The 18,351-nt window shown below is 71.3% G+C and carries 17 protein-coding genes and 3 tRNA genes; 14 read left to right on the top strand and 6 right to left on the bottom strand.

Going from position 1 to position 18,351, the window contains the following annotated elements; translation table 11 throughout:
• Window positions 1-51: 51 nt before the first annotated feature.
• From SPOPO_RS0125640 to SPOPO_RS0125680, 9 genes are read left to right on the top strand one after another with little or no spacing between them, the layout of a single operon-like run.
• Window positions 52-528, top strand: coding sequence for a formate dehydrogenase subunit gamma (locus tag SPOPO_RS0125640; protein ID WP_019878071.1), 477 nt, complete (start codon window positions 52-54; stop codon window positions 526-528).
• On the top strand, window positions 525-2,066 hold the full coding sequence (locus tag SPOPO_RS0125645; protein ID WP_019878072.1) for a formate dehydrogenase beta subunit: 1,542 nt from the start codon (window positions 525-527) through the stop codon (window positions 2,064-2,066). The genes SPOPO_RS0125640 and SPOPO_RS0125645 overlap by 4 nt, the downstream gene beginning before the upstream one ends.
• Window positions 2,063-4,846, top strand: coding sequence for a formate dehydrogenase subunit alpha (gene fdhF, locus SPOPO_RS0125650; RefSeq protein WP_019878073.1), 2,784 nt, complete (start codon window positions 2,063-2,065; stop codon window positions 4,844-4,846). Before SPOPO_RS0125645 ends, fdhF begins: the two co-directional genes overlap by 4 nt.
• Entirely contained in the window at window positions 4,843-5,058 is a 216-nt protein-coding gene (locus SPOPO_RS0125655) for a formate dehydrogenase subunit delta (protein ID WP_019878074.1), read from the top strand. Before fdhF ends, SPOPO_RS0125655 begins: the two co-directional genes overlap by 4 nt.
• Window positions 5,058-5,888: a formate dehydrogenase accessory sulfurtransferase FdhD gene (fdhD, locus tag SPOPO_RS0125660; RefSeq protein WP_019878075.1), complete on the top strand. Its 831-nt coding sequence runs from the start codon at window positions 5,058-5,060 to the stop codon at window positions 5,886-5,888. The genes SPOPO_RS0125655 and fdhD overlap by 1 nt, the downstream gene beginning before the upstream one ends.
• A 24-nt stretch (window positions 5,889-5,912) precedes the next feature.
• Window positions 5,913-8,021, top strand: coding sequence for a prolyl oligopeptidase family serine peptidase (locus SPOPO_RS0125665; protein WP_019878076.1), 2,109 nt, complete (start codon window positions 5,913-5,915; stop codon window positions 8,019-8,021).
• Complete coding sequence (locus SPOPO_RS31655) at window positions 8,018-8,734, top strand: mechanosensitive ion channel family protein (RefSeq protein WP_019878077.1); 717 nt, start codon at window positions 8,018-8,020, stop codon at window positions 8,732-8,734. Before SPOPO_RS0125665 ends, SPOPO_RS31655 begins: the two co-directional genes overlap by 4 nt.
• A gap of 18 nt (window positions 8,735-8,752) precedes the next feature.
• The gene (locus SPOPO_RS0125675; RefSeq protein WP_019878078.1) at window positions 8,753-9,931 is read left to right on the top strand and encodes a mechanosensitive ion channel family protein; all 1,179 of its coding nucleotides are present in this window, start codon (window positions 8,753-8,755) and stop codon (window positions 9,929-9,931) included.
• Between the two features lie 5 nt (window positions 9,932-9,936).
• On the top strand, window positions 9,937-10,332 hold the full coding sequence (locus SPOPO_RS0125680) for a globin domain-containing protein (RefSeq protein WP_019878079.1): 396 nt from the start codon (window positions 9,937-9,939) through the stop codon (window positions 10,330-10,332).
• Between the two features lie 15 nt (window positions 10,333-10,347).
• On the opposite strand, the gene SPOPO_RS0125685 is transcribed toward SPOPO_RS0125680, so the two are convergent.
• Genes SPOPO_RS0125685 through SPOPO_RS31665 form a run of 4 tightly spaced genes read right to left on the bottom strand, consistent with a single transcriptional unit; the run spans window position 10,348 to window position 13,405 of the window.
• A complete protein-coding gene (locus SPOPO_RS0125685) occupies window positions 10,348-10,785 on the bottom strand; it encodes an acyl-CoA thioesterase (protein WP_019878083.1) in 438 nt (145 codons plus the stop codon).
• Window positions 10,782-11,279, bottom strand: a complete 498-nt coding sequence (locus tag SPOPO_RS33315; RefSeq protein WP_019878084.1) for an acyl-CoA thioesterase — start codon at window positions 11,277-11,279, stop codon at window positions 10,782-10,784. The genes SPOPO_RS0125685 and SPOPO_RS33315 overlap by 4 nt, the downstream gene beginning before the upstream one ends.
• A 10-nt stretch (window positions 11,280-11,289) precedes the next feature.
• Window positions 11,290-12,954 (bottom strand): energy-dependent translational throttle protein EttA, encoded by a 1,665-nt coding sequence (gene ettA / locus SPOPO_RS0125695; RefSeq protein ID WP_019878085.1) that lies wholly within the window; start codon window positions 12,952-12,954, stop codon window positions 11,290-11,292.
• Between the two features lie 10 nt (window positions 12,955-12,964).
• Window positions 12,965-13,405, bottom strand: a complete 441-nt coding sequence (locus tag SPOPO_RS31665) for a single-stranded DNA-binding protein (RefSeq protein WP_169577230.1) — start codon at window positions 13,403-13,405, stop codon at window positions 12,965-12,967.
• Window positions 13,406-13,572: 167 nt separating this feature from the next.
• Between SPOPO_RS31665 and SPOPO_RS0125705 the strand changes: the two genes are divergently transcribed.
• Window positions 13,573-13,645, top strand: a tRNA-Arg gene (locus tag SPOPO_RS0125705).
• A 23-nt stretch (window positions 13,646-13,668) separates the two neighbouring features.
• Here the strand turns inward: SPOPO_RS0125705 and SPOPO_RS34935 are convergent.
• Window positions 13,669-14,064, bottom strand: coding sequence for a Rieske (2Fe-2S) protein (locus SPOPO_RS34935; protein WP_019878087.1), 396 nt, complete (start codon window positions 14,062-14,064; stop codon window positions 13,669-13,671).
• Window positions 14,065-14,347: 283 nt separating this feature from the next.
• Here SPOPO_RS34935 and SPOPO_RS35985 point away from each other — a divergent pair, with 283 nt between their 5' ends.
• From SPOPO_RS35985 to SPOPO_RS0125730, 4 genes are all read left to right on the top strand, one after another.
• The gene (locus tag SPOPO_RS35985) at window positions 14,348-15,091 is read left to right on the top strand and encodes a hypothetical protein (RefSeq protein ID WP_028985122.1); all 744 of its coding nucleotides are present in this window, start codon (window positions 14,348-14,350) and stop codon (window positions 15,089-15,091) included.
• 10 nt (window positions 15,092-15,101) lie between these two features.
• The gene (orn, locus tag SPOPO_RS31675) at window positions 15,102-15,752 is read left to right on the top strand and encodes an oligoribonuclease (protein WP_019878088.1); all 651 of its coding nucleotides are present in this window, start codon (window positions 15,102-15,104) and stop codon (window positions 15,750-15,752) included.
• 58 nt (window positions 15,753-15,810) lie between these two features.
• A tRNA-His gene (locus SPOPO_RS0125725) sits at window positions 15,811-15,886 on the top strand.
• Window positions 15,887-16,232: 346 nt separating this feature from the next.
• A tRNA-Lys gene (locus SPOPO_RS0125730) sits at window positions 16,233-16,308 on the top strand.
• Window positions 16,309-16,400: 92 nt separating this feature from the next.
• Here the strand turns inward: SPOPO_RS0125730 and SPOPO_RS33325 are convergent.
• Window positions 16,401-18,152 (bottom strand): HNH endonuclease signature motif containing protein, encoded by a 1,752-nt coding sequence (locus tag SPOPO_RS33325; RefSeq protein WP_028985123.1) that lies wholly within the window; start codon window positions 18,150-18,152, stop codon window positions 16,401-16,403.
• Window positions 18,153-18,351 lie beyond the last annotated feature (199 nt).

Raw genomic sequence — 18,351 nt, forward strand, 5'->3', positions numbered from 1 at the left:
CACCGCTCTGCGGTCGCGCAGTGTGGAACACCCGACCCGGCAGGACCGCCCATGACCTTCCGCGCCCCGGCACCACCGCATGCCGACCGCATCCGCGCGATCGCCGCGGACCACGCCACCGAACGCGGGCCCCTGCTCGTCATCCTCCACGCCGTCCAGGCGGAGTTCGGCTTTCTCGACCCGGACCTCGTCCCGGTCCTGGCCGACGAGCTCAACCTCTCGGTCGCCGAGGTGCACGGCGTGGTGTCCTTCTACCGGGACCTCCGGACCACTCCGCCCGGCCGCACCACCCTGAGGATCTGCCGGGCCGAGGCCTGCCAGGCGGTCGGCGCGGACGCCCTGGTCGAGCACGCGAAGCAGCGGCTCGGTGTCGGCTTCGGCGAGACCACGGCGGACGGCGGCGTCACCCTCGACGAGGTCTTCTGCCTCGGCAACTGCGCGCTCGGCCCCTCGATCCAGGTCGACGGCAAGCTCCAGGGCCGGGTCAGCCGGGACCGGCTCGACGCGCTCCTGGGGGACCTCCGATGACGGGTTCCGCGCTCTCCCCCTCGAACCACACCGTCTACGTCCCCCGCGACTCCGCCGCGGTCTCCGTGGGCGCCGACGCGGTGGCCGAGCGCATCACCGCTCTCGCCCCGCCCGGGACCCGCGTCGTGCGGACGGGGTCGCGCGGCATGCTCTGGCTCGAGCCCCTGGTCGAGGTCGACACCCCGGACGGGCGGGTCGGGTTCGGTCCCGTCTCCCCCGAGGACGTCGACGGCCTGCTCGCCGGCGGGATGCTGGCGGGCATCGGCGGCAACGGCGCGGCCCTCGGGCTCGTCGAGGAGCTGCCCTGGATGAAGGCGCAGCAGCGCATCACCTTCGCCCGCGTCGGCGTCGTGGACCCGCGCTCCGCGCCGGACTACCTCGCGCACGGCGGCCTGGCCGGCCTGCAGCGCGCCCTGTCGATGACCCCGGCCGAGGTCGTCGCCGAGGTGACCGACTCGGGCCTGCGCGGCCGTGGTGGCGCCGGCTTCCCGACCGGCATCAAGTGGAAGACCGTCCTGGAGCAGCCGCCCGGCCTGAAGTTCGTCTGCGCCAACGCCGACGAGGGCGACTCCGGCACCTTCGCCGACCGCATGCTGATGGAGGGCGACCCGTTCACCCTCATCGAGGGCATGACGATCGCCGCCTACGCGGTCGGCGCGAGCGAGGGCTACATCTACTGCCGCTCCGAGTACCCCGACGCCGTCGAGACCCTGCGGGCCGCGATCACGGAGGCGTACGCCGCGAACTGGCTCGGCCCGAACATCCTCGGCTCCGGGCTGACCTTCGACCTCTCCGTCCGCGTGGGCGCCGGCGCCTACATCTGCGGCGAGGAGACCTCGATGCTCGAGAGCCTCGAGGGCAAGCGCGGGCTGGTCCGCCCGAAGCCGCCGATCCCTGCGATCTCCGGCCTGTTCGGCCGCCCGACGGTCATCAACAACGTCCTCACGCTCGGCTCGGTCCCGGGGATCCTGGCCGACGGCGCCGCGGCCTATGCGGCACTCGGCGTCGGCCGGTCCCGCGGCACGCAGGTCTTCCAACTCGCCGGGAACGTCGCCCGCGGTGGCGTCTTCGAGACGGCGTTCGGTCTGAAGCTCGGCGAACTCGTCGAGACCTTCGGCGGGGGCACCGCCTCCGGGCGTCCGGTTCGGGCCGTGCAGGTCGGCGGTCCGCTCGGCGCCTACCTGCCGGTGGGCCAGTTCGACCTGCCGCTGGACTACGAGGCCTTCGCCGCCGCGAGCGCGATGGTGGGCCACGGCGGGGTCGTCGTCTTCGACGACACCGTCGACATGGCGAAGATGGCCCGGTTCGCCATGGAGTTCTGCGCCGAGGAGTCCTGCGGGCGCTGCACCCCGTGCCGGGTCGGCGCGGTGCGCGGCGTCGAGACGATCGACCGCATCCGGGCCGGCGACCGCACCCAACTCGCCCTGCTCGAGGACCTCTGCGAGCTGATGACCGACGGCTCCCTGTGCGCGATGGGCGGGCTGACGCCCCTGCCGGTGCGCAGCGCCGTCCGACACTTCCGGGAGGACTTCGCATGAGCCTGCTCCAGGAGTTCGACTTCGGCACCCCCGCCCGCCAGGGCGAGGCGACCGTTTCCCTGAGGATCGACGGGGTGGCGGTGGCCGTGCCACCGGGCACGTCGGTGATGCGCGCCGCCCGCGAGGCGGGCATCGAGATCCCGAGCCTGTGCGCCACCGACTCCCTCGAGGCCTTCGGCTCCTGCCGCCTGTGCGTCGTCGAGATCGACGGCGCCAAGGGCGCCCCGGCGTCCTGCACGACGCCGTGCGGCGAGGGCATGGTCGTGCGCACCCGCAGCGAGAAGGTCGACCGGCTCCGCCAGGGCGTCGTCGAGCTCTACCTGTCCGACCACTCGGCCGACTGCATGGACGGCGCGTGCGAGCTGCACGCCGCCGCCGACACCGTCGGCCTCGTGCACGTCCGCTACGGCCCCGGCCACGACCACCAGGACGCCGAGGTCGACGCGTCCAACCCGTACTTCCAGTTCGACCCGAAGTCCTGCATCGTCTGCTCCCGCTGCGTCCGCGCGTGCGACGAGGTACAGGGCACGCTCGCCCTGACCATCGAGGGCCGCGGCTTCGAGTCGATGGTCAGCGCCGGCGGCACCGACTTCCTCGACTCCGAGTGCGTCTCCTGCGGGGCTTGCGTGCAGGCCTGCCCGACCACGGCCCTGCAGGAGAAGTCGGTCGTCGAGCTCGGCATGCCGACCCGCGCCGTCGAGACCACCTGCGCGTACTGCGGCGTCGGGTGCTCGTTCCGTGCCGAGCTGCGCGGCGACAGCCTCGTCCGCATGGTGCCGTCGAAGAACGGCGGGGCGAACGAGGGCCACAGCTGTGTGAAGGGCCGCTTCGCCTACGGCTACGCGAGCCACCCGGACCGCGTGCTCGAGCCGATGATCCGCGACTCCTTCACCGATCCCTGGCGGACCGTCAGCTGGGACGAGGCCATCTCGTTCACGGCGAACCGACTGCGCGAGATCCAGTCCCGGTACGGCCAGAACTCGATCGGCGCCATCACCTCCTCCCGCTGCACGAACGAGGAGGTCTACGTCGTCCAGAAGATGGTGCGCGCGGCCTTCGGCAACAACAACGTCGACACCTGCGCCCGGGTCTGCCACTCCCCCACGGGCTACGGGCTGAAGCAGACCTTCGGCGAGTCGGCCGGCACTCAGGACTTCCGTTCGGTGGCCGACGCCGACGTGATTCTGGTGATCGGCGCGAACCCGACCGACGCCCACCCGGTCTTCGCCTCTCGCATGAAGCGGCGGCTGCGCCAGGGCGCGAAGCTTCTCGTCGTCGACCCGCGGCACATCGACCTGGTGAAGACGCCGCACATCCGCGCGGAGCACCACCTCCAGCTGGCCCCGGGCACGAACGTCGCGATCGTCAACGCGATGGCGCACGTCGTGGTCACCGAGGGTCTGGTCGACCGCGACTTCGTCGCGGCCCGCTGCGAGGGCTTCGAGGACTGGGAGTCCTTCATCGCGGACGAGTCGAACTCCCCCGAGGCGCTCGAGCCCGTCACCGGCGTGCCGGCGGCGGAGGTGCGCGCGGCGGCCCGACTCTACGCGACCGCGCCGAACGCCGCGATCTACTACGGCCTCGGCGTCACCGAGCACAGCCAGGGCTCGACGATGGTCATGGGCATGGCCAACCTGGCGATGGCGACCGGCAACATCGGGCGCAGCGGCGTCGGCGTGAACCCGCTGCGCGGCCAGAACAACGTCCAGGGCTCGTGCGACATGGGCTCGTTCCCCCACGAGCTGCCCGGCTACCGCCACGTCTCCCGCGACGACGTGCGCGGCGTCTACGAGAAGCTGTGGGGCGTCCCGATCCTGCCCGAGCCCGGGCTGCGGATCCCGAACATGTTCGACTCGGCCGTCGACGGCAGCTTCCGCGCCCTGTTCGTCCAGGGTGAGGACGTCGCACAGTCCGACCCGAACACCCAGCACGTGCACGCGGCGCTCTCGTCGCTCGACCTGCTCGTCGTGCAGGACCTGTTCGTCAACGAGACCGCGAAGTTCGCGCACGTCCTGCTGCCGGGCACCTCGTTCCTGGAGAAGGACGGCACGTTCACCAACGCCGAGCGCCGGATCAACCGGGTCCGCCCGATCATGGAGCCGCGCACCGGCAAGCACGAATGGGAGATCGTCTGCGACATCGCCAACGCGATGGGCTACCCGATGCACTACGACAGCGCCGCGCAGATCATGGACGAGATCGCGCTGACGACGCCGACCTTCGCCAACGTCTCCTTCAACCTGCTCGACCGCGTCGGGTCGGTGCAGTGGCCGTGCGACGACCAGCACCCGCTGGGCACGCCGGTCATGCACGTCGAGGAGTTCACCCGCGGCAAGGGCGCGTTTCAGTCGACGGCCTACGTGCCGACGAAGGAACGCAGCACCCGCAAATACCCGCTGATCCTGACGACCGGGCGCATCCTGTCCCAGTACAACGTCGGGGCACAGACCCGGCGGACGGCGAACGTCACCTGGCACCCGGAGGACGTGCTGGAGATCCACCCGCACGACGCGGAGGTTCGCGGGATTCACGACGGCGACCTGGTCACGCTGGCCAGCCGGGTCGGCGAGACCAAGCTGCGCGCGGTGCTCTCCGAGCGCATGCCGGTCGGGGTCTGCTACACGACCTTCCACCACCCCCTCAGCGGAGCGAATGTGGTCACGACGGAGAACTCGGACTGGGCGACGAACTGCCCCGAGTACAAAGTGACGGCGGTTCAGGTGGCGCTGGCGACGGCGCCGGCCTCGACCGTCGACACCGCGGAACCGGCGGTCGTGTGAGCGAGGGAACGATCCGGCCCGAGGTGCGTCTGGCCGGCGAGATCGCCGACCAGTTCCGCCACAAGCCGCAGGACGTGGCCGCCGAGGCCATCGCCAGTCACATCCGCATGTTCTGGGACCCGCGCATGCGCACGACCCTGCTCGCCGCCGAGTCCGCGGGCGAGGTCGACGACTCGCTCGTGCGCGCCGCCGTCGAGCGCCTGCGAGCCTGATGGGCCGGGTCACCGGTCGACGTTCGGTCACCCGAGTCACGCCGACCGGGCGGACGTCGACCATCGACAGCCTCGCGGCCGAGGAGCCGATGGAGCTGCGGGTCGGCGGTCGCTCGCTCGCGGTCACGATGCGCACCCCCGGCGCGGACGTCGAACTCGCGCACGGCTTCCTGCTCAGTGAGGGCGTGATCACCAAGGTCGACGACGTCGTGACGGCCCGGTACTGCGACGGGGTCGACGACAAGGGCCGCAACACCTACAACGTCCTCGACGTGGCGCTCGCGGACGGAGTGCCAGTCCCGGGCCCCGGGGTGGAGCGCAACTTCTACACGACGTCCTCGTGCGGAGTCTGCGGGAAGGCGTCGCTCGACGCCGTCCGCACCAGGACCGCGTTCTCGCCGGCCGGTGACCCGGTCCGGGTCGACGTGGCGACCCTGCTGGCACTGCCGGACCGGCTGCGCGAGGCGCAGCGCATCTTCGACGCCACCGGCGGTCTGCACGCCGCGGGTCTGTTCACCGCCGACGGGGAGCTGCTCGTCGCCCGCGAGGACGTCGGGCGCCACAACGCGGTCGACAAGGTGCTGGGCTGGGCGTTGCTGAACGGCCTCGTGCCCGCGGCCGGGTCGGTCCTGATGCTCTCGGGCCGGGCCTCCTTCGAGTTGGTGCAGAAGGCCGCGATGGCCGGGGTTCCCGTCGTCGCGGCGATCTCGGCCCCCTCGACGCTGGCCGTCGAGCTCGCCGAGGACAGCGGCATCACGCTCGTCGGCTTCGTGCGGGGCGATCACATGACGGTCTATGCAGGTGCCGAGCGGGTCAGCGGCGGCGAGTGAGCTCAGCCCTCTAAGTTGAGGGTCATGCCTCGACCGGACTACCCCACCGCCCGCCGCCAGGACATCGTCGAGGACCTTCACGGTCACTCGGTCGCCGACCCGTACCGCTGGCTGGAGGACCCCGCCGACCCCGGGACCGAAGCCTGGTCCACCGCGCAGGACGAGCTGTTCGCCGCGCACCGCGCGACCTGGCCCGGCGCGGACGGCCTGCGGGCGCGGCTGACCCAGCTGCTCGGCGCCGGCGTCGTCAGCGCGCCGGCCTGGCGCAGAGACCGGCAGTTCTTCATGCGCCGCACCGCCGAGCAGGAGCACGCGGTGCTCGTGACCGTCGACCCCTTCGACCAAGGAGGAGGCGAGCGCATCCTGCTCGACCCGATGGAGATCGACCCGTCGGGCCTGACGACCCTCGACGCGTGGCAGCCGTCGAAGGACGGCAAGTACCTCGCCTACCAGCTCTCCGCGGGCGGGACCGAGGAGTCGGTGCTGCGGGTCATGGACGTCGCGACCGGTGAGCTCGTCGACGGCCCGATCGACCGCGGCCGCTACTCCCCCGTCGCCTGGATGCCGGACAGCAAGGCGTTCTACTACGTCCGCCGGCTCGCCCCGGACCTCGTGCCGGCCGGTGAGGAGCAGTACCACCGCCGCGTGTACCTGCACCGCGTCGGCACCGATCCCGAGACCGACGTCGAGATCTTCGGCGCGGGGCTCGACAAGCGGAACTACTACGGCGTCTCCGTCAGCCGCGACGGCCGGTGGCTGACGATCACCGCGAACACCGGGACGGCGCCACGCAACGACGTCTGGCTCGCCGACCTCTCCGCCTCGCCGCTGGAGCAGCCCGAACTCCTCGTCGTGCAGAACGACGTCGACGCCTCGACCGGCATCGAGGTCGCGCGCGACGGCCGGCTCTACGTCTTCACCGATCTCGATGCCCGCCGCGGTCGACTGTGCGTCACGACCCCGGACGCCCCGACCGCGGAGCACTGGCGCGACCTGATTCCCGAGGACCCCGAGGCGGTGCTGGAGGGCTACGCGATCCTCGACGGGCCCGAGCTCGGCGAGAGCCCCGTCCTGCTGTGCGCGTGGACCCGGCACGCGGTCAGCGAGCTGACCCTTCACGACCTCGCCACCGGTGAGCGCCGCGGCGAGGTGCCGCTGCCCGGGCTGGGCTCGATCTCCGGCGTCAGCGAGCGGCCGGAGGGCGGCCACGAGGCGTGGTTCGGCTACACCGACCACACGACGCCGTCGTCGGTCTACCGCTTCGACGCCCGGACCGGCACGACGTCGCTGTGGGCCAGCGCGCCCGGTGTCGTCGACGTCCCCGACGTCACCACCGAGCAGGTGGTCTACACCTCGCGGGACGGCACGCAGGTCCGCATGTTCGTCATGTACCGCACCGGCGAGACGCCCGACGTCGCCGGCCCGCGGCCGACCACCCTCTACGGCTACGGCGGGTTCGGCATCTCGCTGACCCCGGCGTACTCGGCCGGGATCCTCGCCTGGGTCGAGGCCGGCGGCGTCTACGCCGTCGCCAACCTCCGCGGCGGCGGCGAGGAGGGCGAGGACTGGCACCGCGCCGGGATGCTCGGCTCCAAGCAGAACGTCTTCGACGACTTCCACACCGCGGCCGAGTGGCTGGTCGAGCACGGCTGGACGACCCCGGCGCAGCTCTCGATCTCCGGCGGCTCGAACGGCGGCCTGCTCGTCGGCGCCGCCCTGACGCAGCGGCCCGACCTCTACGCCGCGGTGGTCTGCTCCGCCCCGCTGCTCGACATGGTCCGGTACGAGCTGTTCGGGCTCGGCGAGACCTGGAACGTCGAGTACGGCTCGGCGGCCGACGCCGAGCAGCTCGGCTGGCTGCTCTCGTACTCGCCGTACCACCAGGTGCGCGACGGGGTCGCCTACCCGGCGCTGCTGCTCACGGTCTTCGACGGGGACACCCGCGTCGACACCCTGCACGCCCGCAAGTTCGCCGCGGCCCTGCAGCACGCGACCAGCGGGGACGCCCCGATCCTGGTCCGCCGGGAGAAGGACGTCGGCCACGGGGCCCGGGCCCTGTCCCGCGCGATCGAGGTGAGCGTCGACGCCCTGACGTTCACCGCCGCCCACACCGGTGGGCCGACGTTCCGATGACCCGTGCAGCCGACCCGGGACCGGAACCGGCGCCGGGGACGACCGGCGAGGTGGTGCCGTGCTTCCGTGAGGCGCGGGACTCGCTGTGCAAGAAGATCTACGACTGGACCGGCTCGGACTGGCTCGCCCAGTCCTCGGACTGGCTGATCACGAAACCGCTGCGCATCGTCGTCATCATCGGCTTCGGTCTCGTCCTGCGCTGGCTGCTGCACCGCGCGATCGGGCGGTTCCTGAACCGGGCCCCGGTGCTGGCCGACGGCGTCGCCGAGACGGCGACGGCCAAGCGCCGCCGCCGCCAGCGTGCCGCGACGCTGGGCTCGCTGCTCGAGAGCATCACGACCGTCGTCATCTTCGTCCTCGTCGCCCTGATGGCCCTCGACGAGCTCGACTTCAACATCGGTCCGCTGATCGCCGGCGCCGGGATCATGGGCGTCGCCGCGGGATTCGGCGCGCAGTCGGTGGTCACGGACTTCCTGTCCGGCATGTTCATGCTGCTGGAGGATCAGTACGGCGTCGGCGACGAGGTGGACCTCGGGGTCGTCGACCTCGAGGGCACGGTCGGCGTCGTCGAGTCGGTGGGTCTGCGCATCACGAGCATCCGCGACCCGGACGACGTCCTGTGGCACGTCCGCAACGGCGAGGTCCTGCGGGTGGGCAACCGGAGCCGGCCGCGTTCGCAAAATCGCGCGGAAGGCGGGTCTGCCACGACCTGACCGGGGCAGGGGTACCGCATGAGTTTCTGGTCCACCCTCCCCCTGGCCCCGCCCGGAGTCGCCGATCCGGGCCCCAGCCCCGAGCCGTCCCTGCTGGTCACCGACGGACGCGCCTGCTTCCAGGGCGTCGAGAGCAAGGGCACGCTCTGCCGCTGGGTCTACGACAACCTCGGGAAGAACGAGACCCTCGCCGAGTCCTCGGACTGGCTGATCGCCAAGCCGGCCAAGGTCCTGCTGATCCTGCTGGCCGCGTGGCTGATCCGGAAGCTGGTCCACCGCGCGATCGGGCGCATGTGCCGCCGGCTCGCCGACGGCGTCGCCCAGCCGAACTTCGCCCGGGGCTGGCATCACCTGAGCCGCAACGGCGAGGAGGCGGAGTCCGAGGGGACGCTGGCCAGCGAACGCCGGGCACAGCGGGCCGCGACGGTCTCCTCCGTGCTGCGCAGCATCGCGACCGGGGTGATCTACACCCTCGCGATGCTGATGGCCCTGTCCGAGATCGGGCTGAACATCGGCCCGCTGATCGCCAGCGCCGGGATCATCGGCGTCGCGCTCGGCTTCGGCGCCCAGTCCGTGGTCAAGGACTTCCTCTCCGGCATCTTCATGGTCATCGAGGACCAGTACGGCGTCGGCGACGTCACCGACCTCGGCGACGCCAGCGGAACGGTCGAGTCGATCGGCCTGCGCGTCACCCGGCTGCGGGACGTCAACGGGACCGTCTGGTACGTCCGCAACGGCGAGATCCTCCGCGTCGGCAACAAGAGTCAGGGCTGGGCGCGGGCGGTCGTCGACGTCGACGTCGCGTACGACGAGGACGTCTCGCGGGTCCGTGAGCTGCTGCTGCGCACCGCCAACGAGGTGTTCTCGAAGCCGGAGAACGCCGCGATCGCCATGGACAAGCCCGAGGTGTGGGGTGTCGAGGCCCTGTCCGCCGACTCGGTCGTCGTCCGCCTGGTCGTGAAGACCGTCCCGCTCCAGCAGTGGAAGGCCGCCCGCCTGCTCCGCGAGGCCATCAAGGCGTCGTTCGACGAGGCCGGCGTCGAGATCCCGTTCCCGCAGCGCACGGTGTGGGTCCGGTCCGAGGGCGACGGCAGCGACACGCAGGTCGAGACCGTGCAGGTGGGTGTGCCGTCCAGCACATCCAGCCGCCGGGAGGGACCGCCCGCACCCCGCTCGGGCGGTACTGGGGAAAACTAGGGGGCATGACCTTCGACCGCCCGCCCGCCGACTTCTTCGACCGCGTCGGCGGCGAGCAGTTCTTCGTCGACCTCGTCGCTGAGTTCTACCGGGGCGTCGCGGAGGACACCGAGTTGCGGGCGCTGTACCCGGAGTACCCCGACCTCGCCCCCGCCGAGGAGCGGCTGCGGCTGTTCCTCATGCAGTACTGGGGCGGGCCGGGGACCTACTCCCAGCAGCGCGGCCACCCGCGCCTGCGCATGCGGCACGCCCCGTACGTGGTCAACCTCGACATGCGCGACCGCTGGCTGCGCCACATGCGCGCCGCCTTGGACAAGCTCCAGCCCGAGCCGGAGCTCGAGAGCTGGCTGTGGCGCTACTTCGAGATGGCCGCCGACTCGATGCGGAACGTCGAGGGCTAGTCCGGGTCCGGCCCGTCAGTCCGGGTCCGGGACGAGGAAGTGGCTCAGCGCCGTGCGCTCCTCCTCGGAGACGCGGCGCGGGAAGTCCTCCTCGAGGTCGTAGGGCACCAGGACCGTCAGGCCGGTGCAGTACGGGCCGAGACCGTCGTCGACGGGCTCGTGCACCTCGCTGCGCAGCGTGATTCGGGCCGGAGACATCGCGCTGACCCAGGTCGTCACCGCGATCGGGGCCGGCCGGAACGTGAGCTGGCGCAGGTAGTTCACCTTGAGCCGGGCCACGACGAAGGTGCCGTGCCGCGCGTGGGCGGACGCGCGCACCCCGGCGGCCGCGAGCAGCTCCGCCCGGGCCTCCTGCAGGTACGCGGCGTAGGCGACGTTGTTGACGTGCTGGTAGGTGTCCTGGTCGCCCCAGCGCACCTCGATCTCGGTGCGGTGCTTCCGGCCCGTGCTCACTGCGGCCCCCGTCGTCCGCCGGGCTGCGGCACCGGCAGCGCGGCGTCCTCGTAGCTCCGCAGCATCTCGATCTCCCGGGGCCGCAGGTGCCGGGAGCGCTGCGCCTCCCGGTCCACCGCGACCATGACGGAGGTGCAGGCCGCGAACGGCTTCGCGTCCGGGCCGTGCTCCCCCACGGGGACGATCCGGTGCGCGACGTCGAAGGACGAGTTCCCGATGCGCGTCACCCAGGACTGCACGTCCACCGCGCGGGTGTCGCGGTAGACCACCGGTCGCTGAAACTCCATGTCGACCGACAGCAGGACGAAGCCGTCGGTCGGCAACGCCTCGGGGTCCGGGGTCCGCGCGCGCTGCTCGGCCTCCGCGGAACCCTCGAACCCGAGCATCTGGATCCGCGCCTGCTCGCAGTACCGGAAGTACAGCGTGTTGTTCACGTGCCGGTAGGCGTCCATGTCCACCCACCGGATCTGCACGGTGACCAGGTGTGCCGGCAACTCCCCGACCTCAGCCGCGGGTGAGCTTGCGGTACGTCGCGCGGTGCGGACGCAACGCCTCCGGGCCGAGCCGCTGGGCCTTGTTCTTCTCGTAGCCCTCGAAGTTGCCCTCGAACCAGAACCACTGCGAGTCACCCTCGTAGGCGAGGATGTGCGTCGCGACGCGGTCGAGGAACCACCGGTCGTGGGAGATGACCACGGCGCAGCCGGGGAACTCCAGCAACGCGTCCTCGAGCGAGGACAGGGTCTCGACGTCGAGGTCGTTGGTCGGCTCGTCGAGCAGGATCAGGTTGCCGCCCTGCTTGAGCGTCAGCGCCAGGTTGAGGCGGTTGCGCTCACCACCGGAGAGGACCTTCGACGGCTTCTGCTGGTCCGGGCCCTTGAAGCCGAACGCCGACACGTACGCACGCGACGGCATCTCGACCTGCCCGACCTTGATGTAGTCGAGCTCGTCGCTGACGATCTGCCAGATGTTCTTCTCCGGGTCCAGGTTGCTGCGCCCCTGGTCCACGTACGAGATCTTGACCGTCTGGCCGACCTTCACGGTGCCGGAGTCCGGCTGCTCCAGCCCGAGCAGCATCTTGAACAGCGTCGTCTTGCCGGCGCCGTTCGGGCCGATGACACCGACGATGCCGTTGCGCGGGAGCGTGAAGCTCAGGTCGTCGATGAGCAGGCGGTCGCCGAAGCCCTTCGACAGATGGTCGACCTCGATGACCACGTCGCCGAGGCGCGGGCCCGGCGGGATCTGGATCTCCTCGAAGTCGAGCTTGCGGTACTTGTCGGCCTCGGCCGCCATCTCCTCGTACCGCTCGAGACGCGCCTTGCTCTTGGTCTGCCGGGCCTTCGGGCTCGACCGCACCCACTCGAGCTCCTGCTCGAGGCGCTTCTTGCGCTTGGCGTCCTTCTGCCCCTCGACCTTGAGGCGCTGCGCCTTGAGGTCCAGGTAGGTCGAGTAGTTGCCCTCGTACGGGTAGGCGCGACCGCGGTCGAGCTCGAGGATCCACTGCGCGACGTTGTCGAGGAAGTACCGGTCGTGGGTGACGGCCACGACGGTGCCGGGGTACTTCTCCAGGTGCTGCTCCAGCCACTCCACGCTCTCGGCGTCGAGGTGGTTGGTGGGCTCGTCGAGCAGGAGCAGGTCAGGCTCCTCCATCAGCAGCTTGCAGAGCGCGACGCGGCGCCGCTCGCCACCGGAGAGCACCTTGACGTCGGCGTCCGGCGGCGGGCAGCGCAGCGCGTCCATCGCGAGCTCGATCTGCGAGTCGAGCTCCCAGGCGTTGCGGTGCTCGATCTCGTCGGAGAGCTTGCCCATCTCCTCCATGAGCTCGTCGGTGTAGTCCGTGGCCATGAGCTCGGAGACCTCGTTGTAGCGGTTGAGGATCGCCTTGGTCTCCGCGACCGCCTCCTCGACGTTCTCGAGGACGGTCTTCTCCTCGTTCAGCGGCGGCTCCTGCAGCAGGATGCCGACGGTGTAGCCCGGCGAGAGCATGGCGTCACCGTTCGAGGGCTGCTGGAGCCCGGCCATGATCTGCAGGACCGTCGACTTGCCGGCCCCGTTCGGGCCGACGACGCCGATCTTCGCGCCGGGCAGGAACGACAACGTGACGTCATCGAGGATGACCTTGTCGCCGTGCGCCTTGCGCGCCTTGCGGAACGTGTAGATGAACTCAGCCACGCCCGGCACTTTATGCCGCGGGCTCGCTCCGCGTTTGCGCGCCCTCCAGGGCCGTGACCGGGGTCTCCTCCGGTTCGGCCGCCCAGGCGGAGCGCACCGGCGGCTGCTGGCTGTAGGCCTTACGGATCTTGAGGTCGAAGCCGACGTGCTTCGCGTTGATCTGCACCGACCGGCCGCGGGCGCGCTCGGTCTCCCAGTCCCGGATCTCGAGCTTGCCCTGGACGATGACCGGGTCACCACGGCGCACGCACTCAAGGACGTGGCGACCGAGCTTGTCCCAGCAGACGACGTCGAAGTAGTTGGTCACTCCGTCGCGCCACAGCCCGTCATCCCCCTTCCGGGACACCGTGCTGGCGAGCCGGAACTTCACGGGCGTGTTCTCCCCCGCCGCCTGCGACGGGTCGTCCGCCGCGACCACGCCGAACACGGTCACCCAGGTCTCGTTGGACATGTGCTGCTCCTCCCCGGCGGTCGGCATCTCCGACCGCCGGGACACAGCCTGCGCCCTCGGACCGACCCCACCGCCCCGTGCTGTGGACAACTTCGGGGGTGTGCGCGTTGTGGACAACTCGAAGGAGAACGGCCCCGGGCTGCGTATCCTCGAGCGTCATTCGCGATGCCCCCGTAGCTCAGCGGATAGAGCAGCGGATTTCTACTCCGCGTGCCGGGAGTTCGAATCTCTCCGGGGGCGCCGGTTCCTGCCGCGGTCGACCGTCAGTCGATCTGCAGCAGGACCTCGCCGTCGCGCACCGTGGCCGGGATCGTGTCGAGGCCCCTCGGCTTGCGGCCGAGGGCGAGCATGCCGCGCGACCACTTCGGGATCGAGCGGCCGGCGAAGCCGCCCACCCAGTCGCGGTTCTCGCCGGAACAGACGTCGAAGCGCGAGTTGTGCCACGCGCACTGCACGACGCCGTCGTCGAACGTGAGCCCGCCCGGACCCTTCGTCAGGGAGAAGCCGAGGTGCGGGCACCGGTTCACCACCGCGCACACCGACTCCCCGGTGCGGGCGACGAGCACCTTCTTCCGGCCGAACTCCCCATTGACCTCGACGGGCGTCAGGCCCCCGTCGGCGAACTCGTCGAGCTTTCCGGCCGAGACTTCCGCAGCCATACCAGACCTCCGGGGCGTTCGCGCCGCCGTCGGGCACGGCGGCGACGTTCCCCGTCGTAGAGCAAAGCGCAAACGGGCAAATCGTTGATAGCCCCACAAAGGCCATAGTTCGTATCCTGTGGCCCTCATGGGTCGGCACAGCGCGCCGGCCGGTGCGCGTCCGCTCGATCGCGCGACGACGTCCCGGTCGGCTTCTTCACACCGCGCCTCGGGACGCCGCCGCCCCAACGCGACCCCAACCGCCCCAGCCGTCCCGGAGTCCTCTCCCGTTCCGCCGGTCGGAGTGGCGCCGGATCCGGTCCCGGCCACCGATGTCGTCCTCGACCCCGTGCCGGTCCTGCTCGACGTCGAACCCCAGACGCTGCCGGTCCCGCCCCCGCTCCCCACCCCGGCCTCGATGCGCGAGGCCGGCATCGAGCCCCTCCGCCTCGCCCCACCCCGGGGACGGCACGCCCGCCCCGCCCCCGAACCCGAGCCGGTTCCGGCCCCGAAGGCGGCTCCCCCGAAGCCGACGGCGCCCAGGCCGCAGCCGCCGCCGCGACCCGCGCCCCCGGCACCCCAGCCGGTCCGGGTCACCGCGCCTCCGGCCCCGAAGCCGGCCCCGAAGCCGGCCCCGAAGCCGGCCCCGAAACCGGCCCCGGCTCCCCCGCCCGGCCGGGTCGCGACGCTCGAGCGGCCGACCGCCACGCGTCCCGCCGCAGGCGCACCGACGGCGACCCAACTTCCGACGGTCGTGCTGGACGAGCCGGCGCCGGTCGCGGAGCAGGCGTCGCCCGCGCGGGTGAGCCTGGCGAAGCGGGTCGCCACGCTGCCCCGCGTCCTGCTGGAGACCGTTGCCTGGGGCGGGTTCGCGGCCGTCGTGGCGCTCGTGGTGATCGCGCTCAGTGACGTCAGCGTCGGGACCGCGGCGCTGTGGGTGGGGGCGCTGAGCGGGATCGTCGTCCTGGCCGTCGCGGTGATGGCACTGACGGACACTCACCTGGACGAGCTCGGTTCACCGGGGAGGACGTCCGAGCCCCGCGACTAGGGTGGGTCAAATGAATGACCGCCTGGTGTGGATCGACTGCGAGATGACGGGGCTCAGCCTCGACCACGATGCGTTGATCGAAGTGGCGGTACTCGTCACCGACTCCGAGCTGAACATCCTCGGCGACGGCGTCGACGTCGTCATCAAGCCGCCGGACGCGGCGCTGGAGACCATGCCGGACATCGTCCGGACGATGCACACCTCCTCGGGCCTGCTGAACGAGCTGCCGGGTGGGAAGACGCTGGCGGAGGCGGAGGAGATGGTCCTCGCCTACATCCGCGAGTGGGTGCCCGAGCCCAACAAGTCGCCGCTGGCGGGCAACAGCGTCGCGACCGACCGCGGCTTCCTGGCGCGGGACATGGAGAAGGTCGACCAGTACCTGCACTACCGGATCGTCGACGTCTCCTCGATCAAGGAGCTCGCCCGCCGCTGGTACCCGCGCGCGTACTTCAGCGCGCCGGCGAAGACCGGTAACCACCGGGCGCTGGCCGACATCCGGGAGAGCATCGCCGAGCTCCGGTACTACCGGGAGGCCGTCTTCGTCCCCGACCCCGGGCCGGACACCTCCACCGCCAAGGCGATCGCCGCGAAGTACGCCTCACCACCGCCCGCGCCGTCTCCGGCCGAGCCGAGCCCGGCCTCCGGGGAGCCGACCGCATAACCGGTCACGAACCCCGCTGCGGCATGGGTAGACTCTGCTGGCCGCTGCGGCGGTCATGGTGGGCGTAGCTCAGCTGGTAGAGCACCGGGTTGTGGTCCCGGTGGCCGCGGGTTCAAGTCCCGTCGCTCACCCCAGACGGAAACGCTGAGGCGGGTGGGAGCAACAGCTCCCACCCGCCTCACGCATTTCCGCTCGCCTCACGCGTTCAGCCGTGTGCCCGACACGCCGTGTCGCGATGTGGTTGCTTTCCACCCGTTCGGGCGCTACGGATTCGGCCGGTGTCGACCGATTTGTATGACATGGGTAGCTGCAACCGACGACCTCACGACGGCTCTCGCGAGTACCTGGCTCTCGACATGCTCGACCGCGGAATCCCGCTGACGTTGCTCCCCGATCTTGCCTGGCCGGACGACCTCGAAGCGCGACGCGCCAACCGGTTTCACCGAAGCCTCACCCGTTTGCTAGCCTCACACCGCTCGCGCGCCGCTAGCTCAACTGGCAGAGCAGCTGACTCTTAATCAGCGGGTTGGGGGTTCAAGTCCCTCGCGGCGCACCAGCGGGAACCGCAGGCCTGAGGCCTGCGGTTTCTTCGTTTCTCGGCCGCGCGCCCCGGGGCGGCCTCGGGCGGCTTTGATCGCCCCGGGAGCCTCAGGCGGCTGGCTCGTCGGGTGCGGGGCGGGGTGCTGGTCGTTCGGGTTCGGGGGCGCGGGGCCGGCCGGGTGGGTCGGGGTCGATCAGGGGTGGGATCTCGACGTCGTAGCTGACCCCGAGGCGAGTGATCCAGCGGACTTTCTGGTCCGAGAGGCGGATCAGTTGCCACCCGCCTTTGGTCTTGAGGTCGTGGTCGTGCTCGCAGAGGGGGCCGAGGTTCCCGGCCAGCGTCAGTCCGCCGCGGGCGTGGTCGATCGTGTGGTCGATCTCGGACCGCGCGGCGGGCAGTCGGCAGCCGGGGGCCTGGCAGGTCGTCATGCGCAGTTGGGTGTCCCGGCGCAGGGCTTGGCGGGGGAAGCGCCGGCGCGCCTCGGCAGTGTCCGCGTCGTCCGGGTCCTCCGGCGGGGGCGGGTCGTCCGATCCTGCGGTCGCCAGGAGGTGCTGGCGGCCGATCTCGACCAGCACGGCCCGCCAGGTGGGTGCGTGTTCACCGGTGACGGTGCCGTCGAGCAGCGCTTGCAGGAGGGTGGCGGGGATGAGCAGGTCGACGATGCCGTGGTCGCTGGAGCGGCGTCGTTCCCACCCGTCGGGTCGGGCGGCGACCAGGCCGGAGGAGATCGCGTACCCGTCGGGGCCGGTGACCGCGAACCGCCACTGCCCCGCCGCCAGTCGGTGGGCGAGGTCGCGGGCGTACTCGGCGTGCACCGGGCCCTGCCCGGCCAGCTCGGCCGGGTCCCGGTCCAACTCGAGCAGGGTGGAGACCTTCGCGGTCAGCTGCACCCCGTGGTGCGGAGACACCGCGCTCGGGGCGGGCTCCGGCTCGGGCGCCGCCTCCGGCTCGGGCGCCGCCTCCGGCTCGGGCGCTGCCTCCGGCTCGGGCGCTGCCTCCGGCTCGGCCTCGGGCTCGGGCTCGGGCTCGGGCTCGGGTTCCTGCTCGGGTTCCGGCGGGAACTCTTCGCCCGCGTCGGTCTCGTCGCCCGCGTCGGTCTCGTCGCCCGCGTCGGTCTCGACGTCGGTCGGGCGGGTGGCGGCGAGGTGGGCGAGGATCGCCTCGTCGGTGAACCCGGCGTAGGTGCCGTCCAGCAGGTTGAGCGCGATTTCCGAGCGCAGGTGATCCAGCGGTCGCGGGTCCCCGGTTCGTTTGGCGTCATCCGCGAGCTTCCGCACCCGCGCGATCGCGGCGGCGACCCGGGCGGGGTCCTGGTTCTGCGCGGCGAGGGTGGCGGTGCCGTCCTCGTTGCGCCAGGAGATCACCCGCCGCTCGCGGTGGGCCTCGGCGAAGCGCCGTTGGGCCCAGTCCGGGTCGAGCTGGATGCCGAGTTTGCGGCACCGTGTGCCGAGCTGCTCACTGGTCCACGGGCGCTCGGCGTCGATCGAGCAGTGCCCGAGGACCTCATCGATCACGGTGTTGGCGTACTCGTCGCTCATGTCCCGGACCCAGAAGTGAATGACGCGGGCCCGTTCGATGCTCAACTCGCCGGCGGCCATCGCGGCATGCAGCTTGGGGAAGCGCCGTACGATCGCCCAGGCGAAGTCCAGCAGCTCGTTCGCGGTGTAGGCCGAGATCCGCAGCGCGGTGCGGACCTCATCGGCGCCCCAGCGATCCGGGGCCGCCAGGCGCACGACCTCGTCCTGCGAGTCCAGGCCCCGGGACCCGACCTCCGCCACCATCGCCAGCCAGGTGGCGTTCGCGGCGTTCAGCTGTCGTTGGCCGGCGCGCAACACCGCGACCGACTCGGCCCCGGTCATCGACGCGCACTCGCCCTCACTCGGCGTGAGGCCGAGCGAAACCTGCCACGCGCTCGGCGTGGACGTGGCTGCTGTCGATGTCCCCGTCATCACCGTCAACCTAGAACCCAGGTCCGACAGTCTGTTTTCGCCGTCGGACTCCTCGTGATGTCGCTGAATCTAGAGGTCGGGTCCGACAGTTCATTTCCGCCGCGGATCT

Source organism: Sporichthya polymorpha DSM 43042 (assembly GCF_000384115.1).
Classification (GTDB): Bacteria; Actinomycetota; Actinomycetes; order Sporichthyales; family Sporichthyaceae; genus Sporichthya; species Sporichthya polymorpha.

Bases quoted from the DNA above. Each gene is read 5' to 3' on its own strand.
- SPOPO_RS0125640 (WP_019878071.1), top strand. From the start codon at position 52: ATGACCTTCCGCGCCCCGGCACCACCGCATGCCGACCGCATCCGCGCG.
- SPOPO_RS0125645 (WP_019878072.1), top strand. From the start codon at position 525: ATGACGGGTTCCGCGCTCTCCCCCTCGAACCACACCGTCTACGTCCCC.
- fdhF (WP_019878073.1), top strand. From the start codon at position 2,063: ATGAGCCTGCTCCAGGAGTTCGACTTCGGCACCCCCGCCCGCCAGGGC.
- fdhD (WP_019878075.1), top strand. From the start codon at position 5,058: ATGGGCCGGGTCACCGGTCGACGTTCGGTCACCCGAGTCACGCCGACC.
- SPOPO_RS0125665 (WP_019878076.1), top strand. From the start codon at position 5,913: ATGCCTCGACCGGACTACCCCACCGCCCGCCGCCAGGACATCGTCGAG.
- SPOPO_RS31655 (WP_019878077.1), top strand. From the start codon at position 8,018: ATGACCCGTGCAGCCGACCCGGGACCGGAACCGGCGCCGGGGACGACC.
- SPOPO_RS0125675 (WP_019878078.1), top strand. From the start codon at position 8,753: ATGAGTTTCTGGTCCACCCTCCCCCTGGCCCCGCCCGGAGTCGCCGAT.
- SPOPO_RS0125680 (WP_019878079.1), top strand. From the start codon at position 9,937: ATGACCTTCGACCGCCCGCCCGCCGACTTCTTCGACCGCGTCGGCGGC.
- SPOPO_RS31665 (WP_169577230.1), bottom strand. From the start codon at position 13,405: ATGTCCAACGAGACCTGGGTGACCGTGTTCGGCGTGGTCGCGGCGGAC.
- SPOPO_RS34935 (WP_019878087.1), bottom strand. From the start codon at position 14,064: ATGGCTGCGGAAGTCTCGGCCGGAAAGCTCGACGAGTTCGCCGACGGG.
- orn (WP_019878088.1), top strand. From the start codon at position 15,102: ATGAATGACCGCCTGGTGTGGATCGACTGCGAGATGACGGGGCTCAGC.
- SPOPO_RS33325 (WP_028985123.1), bottom strand. From the start codon at position 18,152: ATGACCGGGGCCGAGTCGGTCGCGGTGTTGCGCGCCGGCCAACGACAG.